This is a genomic window from bacterium (assembly GCA_040756715.1).
In the GTDB taxonomy this organism is placed as follows: domain Bacteria; phylum UBA9089; class UBA9088; order UBA9088; family UBA9088; genus JBFLYE01.
The window spans coordinates 1-5,539 of sequence record JBFLYE010000017.1 but is presented as its reverse complement, the minus strand read 5'-3'; the positions used below and the strand labels follow the sequence as shown (position 1 = coordinate 5,539).

Genomic DNA, 5,539 nt, shown 5'->3' with positions numbered 1-5,539 from the left:
CCTGACTCTTTAATTACCCTTCCATACCCCCTTGGCTCTCTCTTCCTTACCGCCAGGATTGTGGCATCTGCCTTTTCCTTAAGATGAAAATTTATTAGCCTTTTTATGGTTTTTTTAGAAACAAGGGGAACATCTCCTGGTATAACCACAAAATCACCTTTAATAAAGGGCTTTGCACAAAAGAGGGCATCGCCGGTTCCCAAAACACCCTTTTGAAATGCTATTTTTCCTCTATTCCCTATTAAATCACAGATTTCCTTGCAACCCTCTTGAACAATAAATACCCGATTTTTAAAGAAAGATGTTGCCTCTATTAAATAAGAAAGAATGGGCTTTCCCATTAAAGGATGAAGCAATTTTGTTGTCTTTGATCTCATCCTAATGCCTTTACCTGCGGCTAAAATTACAACTGTATCACAGCTTTCCATACCTCTTTCTTTCAGCCCGAAGCCTCTTCCTAAGCTTCTCGTATTTATGCTTTCTTATCTTCTTCCTTCTTTTCTTAACAACGCTACTCATTTTACCTCTTAATTATTTTGCAAATTTTAGACTTTAATTATATAATTTTAATCTTAAAATGTCAAAAATAATTGCTCAAGCTGCAATAAGGGGAGCGCACAGAATAGCCAAGGAGGCAGAAACAAGGCTTTTTAAGGCAATTGATAGATTTTCTCCAGAAAAAAGCATTGAATTTCCAAACACCGGCTATTATCTTCCCATAATCTATGCAATGACAGGAATTCCGGTAAAAACCCTTGCTGATTGTGAGAAGGTTTTAAAAATGGCAAAGGATTTGCTTCCAGAAATTCCCGCAAAACACATTAACCTTCCATACCTTGGAGAGACCCTTGATGCTGGAATGGCAACCTTATGGAATGAGGAGATCATTGAGGTATTAAAATATTTAGAAGACCCCTGCCCCTATTTTATCGCACCCTCTCCAGATGAAACCCATCTATGGCTTGGTGCAGCAGATGATAAGATAATGAGGGAGAGGGGGATTGAATTTGTTGATGGCTCTGCCCCTGGGTTTGCTGCCTGTGTGGGTTGTTGCCCTGATAAAGAGACGGCCGCTAAACTAGCAAGGGAACTTCAAGAAAAAACTCTCTATGTCTTTTTACACGCAGAAAACAACGGTGTTTCAATGGCAGAGCAATTAAGGGAGGCTGATGTCCAATTGGGATGGGAAACTAGGCTTGTTCCATTTGGCAAGGATATATATTCTGCTGTTTTTGCTTTGGGTTTTGCCTCTCGTGCCGCAATGTCCTTTGGTGGTGTTGCACCCGGAGATTATAGAAGAAACCTTTTATATAATCGCCATCGGGTATTTGCCTTTATCCTTGCATTAGGAGAGGTTTCAGATGAATGGTATGCTACAGCAGCAGGGGCAATAAACTATGGATTTCCGGTAATCTCTTATACGCCAATTCCCGAAATCCTTCCTACCGGTGTTTGTATGTATGAGCATGTTGTTTCCAATGTTCCCTTTGACAAAATGGTAGAGAAGGCGATATATGTCAGAGGGCTTAAGGTAATTACGGCAAAGATTGACATACCTGTTCCCTATGGCCCTGCCTTTTCGGGAGAAAGGATAAGAAAGGAGGATATGTTTGTTGAGATAAATGAGATGAGAACAAAAAAACCCACCTTTGAATATGTAACCACAAAGCCAAGCAATGAGGTAGAGGATGGAAAAATAGAGGTTATCGGCTTTGACCTTGATAGTGTAGAGGAAGGAGGCTCTATGGCTTTGGGGATATGGGTTGAGGTTTCTGGTGCAAAAATGCAAAAGGATTTTGAGCCAATATTAGAGCGTCATATCCATGAATCCCTAAATGCCGCCTCGGGTGTTTTGCATATAGGCCAGAGGGATATAAGCTGGATAAGGATAAGCAAGGAGGCGTATAAGAATGGTTTTAGGCTAGTCCATATTGGAAAGATAATCTATGCCAAATTCCACCATGAATATTCAAGTATTCTTGATAAGGTTTCTGTTTTTCTCTATACAGAAGAAGAAACGATAAAGGAAAAAAGGGAGATTGCCAGAAAGGTTTATAAAGCAAGGGATGAAAGGATGGCTGGCTTAACCGATGAAGGCGTAGATACCTTCTATTCCTGCACCCTATGCCAATCATTTGCTCCAAACCATGTCTGTATTGTTACCCCAGAGCGTTCTGGCTTATGCGGAGCATATAACTGGCTTGATACAAAAGCCGCCCATCAAATCTCTCCAACTGGACCAAATCAGCCAATAAAAAAGGGAAATGTTATTGATGAAAGCCTTGGGCAATGGGATAATGTAAATAGAGCTGTTTTAGAGAGGTCTCACAACAAGATTGAACGAATGTCTGCCTATTCAATAATGGTTGACCCAATGACTTCCTGCGGTTGCTTTGAGTGCATCTCGGTTCTCCTTCCTTCGGTTTCTGGGATTATGATTGTGGATAGAGACCATACTGGGATGACCCCTTGCGGCATGAAATTCTCAACCCTAGCTGGCTCTGTAGGTGGAGGCCAGCAAACCCCTGGATTTATTGGACATTCAAAGTTTTATATCGGCTCAAAGAAGTATCTTAAGGCAGAGGGTGGAATAAAGAGGCTTGTTTGGATGCCAAATAAGTTAAAGGAAGCCCTTGCCGATGTATTAAAAAGAAGGGGAGAAGAGGAGGGAATTCCCAATCTTTTTGAGCTAATTGCCACTGAGGAAAACGCCTTAACCGAAGAGGAAGTCTTAAATTGGTGCAAAGAGAAAAACCATCCCTGTCTCTCAATGGAGGCGATAATATAAAATTCAAAATGCAAGTATGTGTTTAGGTATCACAGTAAGGATTTATTAAAATCATAGCTTAATACTTGGTTCAGGAGAAATAGAGAGGGGAAAGGGAGGTTCGTTATTTCTAATCTTTCTTAAAAGAGCAGCTGCTATCATTGCTCCATTATCTATACATAGCCTTTTTGAGGGGAAGAATATAGGGATTTTTCTTTTTTCTCCCTCTTCTTTTATTCTCTGTCTAAGCAGGGTATTACAAGCAACCCCACCACCTAAGATAATGCTTTTTGCATCCTTATAAGATAAAGCTTCTTTAACCCTAATTATCAAAGCCCTTATTACAGCCTCCTGAAAAGAACAAGCAACATCCTCTCTTGAATAGCCTTTATTGTCCCTTAAATAATAAAAAACAGCGGTTTTAATCCCTGAAAAGCTGAAATCAAATCCTTTCTTTTTTATCTTAGCAATAGGGAATTTTATGCTCGGCTTTCCCTTTTTAGAAATCTCATCTATGATTGGTCCGCCAGGGAAGGAAAACCCAAGAAGCCTTGCCACCTTATCAAACGCCTCTCCCACAGCATCATCAAGGGTTCTTCCCAGGCTTTCATATATCCCCCAATCCTTGATATATACAAGCTCAGTATGGCCACCTGATACAATAAGCCCTATGCCAGGAAGGGGAATGTTTCTATTCTCAATCAAGGGAAGGGAGAGATGTCCATCAAGGTGGTTTATCCCATACAATGGGACATTTAAAGAAATACTTAACCCTTTGGCGAATGAAAGACCTACAAGAAGAGAACCAATAAGCCCAGGCCCATATGTTACCCCAATTGCCTTAATATCACTAATTTTAATATCAGCATCCAAAATTGCCTTGTCAAATACCATCCTTATCCTTTCAAGGTGTGCCCTGGATGCAAGCTCTGGAAAGATACCACCCCATTCTTTATGAATCTCATCCTGAGAAAATATGACACAGGAAAGGAGGTTGTAATTTTCGTCAATTACCCCAATGCTTGTCTCATCGCAGGAGGTTTCAATGCCAAGGAACATTATGAAATGAGAACTAAAGGCTGGCCATATTCAACGGGAAATCCCTCCTTTACCAAAACCTGAATAACCTTTCCATCCTGGGGAGAAACAACCTCATGGGGATGACCTACAACCATTATGGTTCCTATAGCCTGTGAGGATGAAACAATATTGTTTTCCTCTACTTTGGGATAAAAAATGCCAACCGTGGGTGATTTTATAACAATGGGAAGGTTTTTTTCCTCCTCTTGCATTACTGGCAGGGGCGATAGGGATCGCTTTTTTATCTTACACTCAAAATCACCATCCTTTACCTCCAATTCGAGGATACCCATCTTGTTCATCAGGGTATTCAATTCCCTTATTCTTTCCTCTTTCATTTCTTCACTCTTTCAATATAACTTCCCGTTCTTGTGTCAATCTTTACAACATCGCCTATCTCAATAAACAATGGAACAGAGATGTTTAAACCTGTCTCTGTAATGGCTGGCTTTGTCCCACCCGTTGCTGTATCTCCCTTAAATCCTGGCTCTGTCTCTTTTATTTTCTGCTCAACCACTAGAGGAAGCTTTACTCCGACCACCCTTCCGTCATACTCAAGAAAGTCTACATTCATATTTTCTGTAAGATACTTTGCATTATCCTTTAGAATGTCCTTTCCTATACTTACCTGTTCATATGTCTCTGTATCCATAAAACAATATTCATCGCCATTTCTATAGAGATATTGCTTTTGCTTTTCATAAACCTCAACATGGGTAAATTTTTGTTCAGGTCTAAATGTGTATTCTGTTGTAGCATCTGTATTCCAGGATTTGAGCTTTACCCTGACAAATGCAGGTCCTTTTCCTGGTTTTATATGGGCAAAATCAACCACCGTGCATATTGAATTGTTAAATTCAATATTCTTCCCCGCCCTTAAATCAACCGCTGAGATCATCTAATGCCTCCTTATAAACAGAAAATGTTTCTTTATCAAACAAGACAAACCTTACCTCTTGTATTCCTTTTTCTTCCTTTAAAAAATCAGAAACCGCTCTCAGCGCAACAGGTGCAGCCAATTCCTTTGGATAGCCATAAGCACCTGTAGATATGGATGGGAATGCAATTGTTTTTAAATTATTTTCCAAAGCAAGCTTTAGGCTCTCTTGATAACAGCTCTTTAAAAGGCTTTCCTCCCTATTTTTTCCACCCCTCCAGATTGGACCTACGGTATGGATAACAAATTTTGCCTTAAGGTTTCCACCCCTTGTAATGACAGCCCTTCCTGTTTCAAGATACCCTATCTTTTTTATAATCTCCTTGCATTCCTCAAGGATTTTTTCTCCACCCTTTCTATGGATTGCTCCATCAACCCCACCTCCACCCATTAAACTAGAATTTGCCGCATTGACAATTGCATCACAATCTTGCTCAGTTATATCAGAAAGGATAATCTTTATCATCGTAAATTTAGCCTTTAATCAGCAAAGTATATCAAAAAAAGCTTTTTTTGACAATATTTATTATACCTTTAGACCTGAATAGTTACCATTTTTTTATGATAAAGAAAATAATGGTAAGGATTATGCTTATAATGATACAGGTTACAATGGGAAAATAAAAGGTAAAATTTCTTATTTTTCGCAACCTTGAAGTTCGTTTCTCAAAAATTGCTCTTTGACAGTTAACTTTTTCTCATTTTATGCCGATAAATATAATAGAGATGGAACCAGAAGAAGAACTACTTCAAAA

8 protein-coding genes are annotated in these 5,539 nt (G+C 39.4%); 1 reads left to right on the top strand and 7 read right to left on the bottom strand.

Annotation, left to right across the window (positions count from 1 at the left end; genetic code table 11):
• Positions 1–428 (bottom strand): NTP transferase domain-containing protein (locus AB1397_00545; protein MEW6481494.1); only part of this gene is annotated, 428 nt, incomplete at its 3' end.
• On the bottom strand, positions 415–519 hold the full coding sequence (locus AB1397_00540) for an AURKAIP1/COX24 domain-containing protein (protein ID MEW6481493.1): 105 nt from the start codon (positions 517–519) through the stop codon (positions 415–417). The genes AB1397_00540 and AB1397_00545, both read right to left, overlap by 14 nt.
• A gap of 58 nt (positions 520–577) precedes the next feature.
• Between AB1397_00540 and acsB the strand changes: the two genes are divergently transcribed.
• Positions 578–2,788, top strand: a complete 2,211-nt coding sequence (gene acsB / locus AB1397_00535; protein ID MEW6481492.1) for an acetyl-CoA decarbonylase/synthase complex subunit alpha/beta — start codon at positions 578–580, stop codon at positions 2,786–2,788.
• 51 nt (positions 2,789–2,839) lie between these two features.
• Here the strand turns inward: acsB and tsaD are convergent, their stop codons facing one another.
• The 5 genes from tsaD to AB1397_00510 form a co-directional block, all read right to left on the bottom strand.
• Positions 2,840–3,826, bottom strand: a complete 987-nt coding sequence (tsaD, locus tag AB1397_00530; GenBank protein MEW6481491.1) for a tRNA (adenosine(37)-N6)-threonylcarbamoyltransferase complex transferase subunit TsaD — start codon at positions 3,824–3,826, stop codon at positions 2,840–2,842.
• Positions 3,826–4,185 (bottom strand): biotin/lipoyl-containing protein, encoded by a 360-nt coding sequence (locus tag AB1397_00525; protein ID MEW6481490.1) that lies wholly within the window; start codon positions 4,183–4,185, stop codon positions 3,826–3,828. The genes tsaD and AB1397_00525 overlap by 1 nt, the downstream gene beginning before the upstream one ends.
• Positions 4,182–4,745, bottom strand: a complete 564-nt coding sequence (efp, locus tag AB1397_00520) for an elongation factor P (protein MEW6481489.1) — start codon at positions 4,743–4,745, stop codon at positions 4,182–4,184. Before efp ends, AB1397_00525 begins: the two co-directional genes overlap by 4 nt.
• The gene (locus AB1397_00515) at positions 4,729–5,250 is read right to left on the bottom strand and encodes an O-acetyl-ADP-ribose deacetylase (GenBank protein MEW6481488.1); all 522 of its coding nucleotides are present in this window, start codon (positions 5,248–5,250) and stop codon (positions 4,729–4,731) included. The genes efp and AB1397_00515 overlap by 17 nt, the downstream gene beginning before the upstream one ends.
• A gap of 82 nt (positions 5,251–5,332) precedes the next feature.
• Positions 5,333–5,434 (bottom strand): DUF2905 family protein, encoded by a 102-nt coding sequence (locus tag AB1397_00510; GenBank protein MEW6481487.1) that lies wholly within the window; start codon positions 5,432–5,434, stop codon positions 5,333–5,335.
• Positions 5,435–5,539: the final 105 nt, after the last annotated feature.

Excerpts from the sequence above, each read along its gene's own strand:
- AB1397_00540 (MEW6481493.1), bottom strand. The coding sequence starts at position 519 with ATGAGTAGCGTTGTTAAGAAAAGAAGGAAGAAGATAAGAAAGCATAAA.
- acsB (MEW6481492.1), top strand. The coding sequence starts at position 578 with ATGTCAAAAATAATTGCTCAAGCTGCAATAAGGGGAGCGCACAGAATA.
- tsaD (MEW6481491.1), bottom strand. The coding sequence starts at position 3,826 with ATGTTCCTTGGCATTGAAACCTCCTGCGATGAGACAAGCATTGGGGTA.
- AB1397_00525 (MEW6481490.1), bottom strand. The coding sequence starts at position 4,185 with ATGAAAGAGGAAAGAATAAGGGAATTGAATACCCTGATGAACAAGATG.
- efp (MEW6481489.1), bottom strand. The coding sequence starts at position 4,745 with ATGATCTCAGCGGTTGATTTAAGGGCGGGGAAGAATATTGAATTTAAC.
- AB1397_00515 (MEW6481488.1), bottom strand. The coding sequence starts at position 5,250 with ATGATAAAGATTATCCTTTCTGATATAACTGAGCAAGATTGTGATGCA.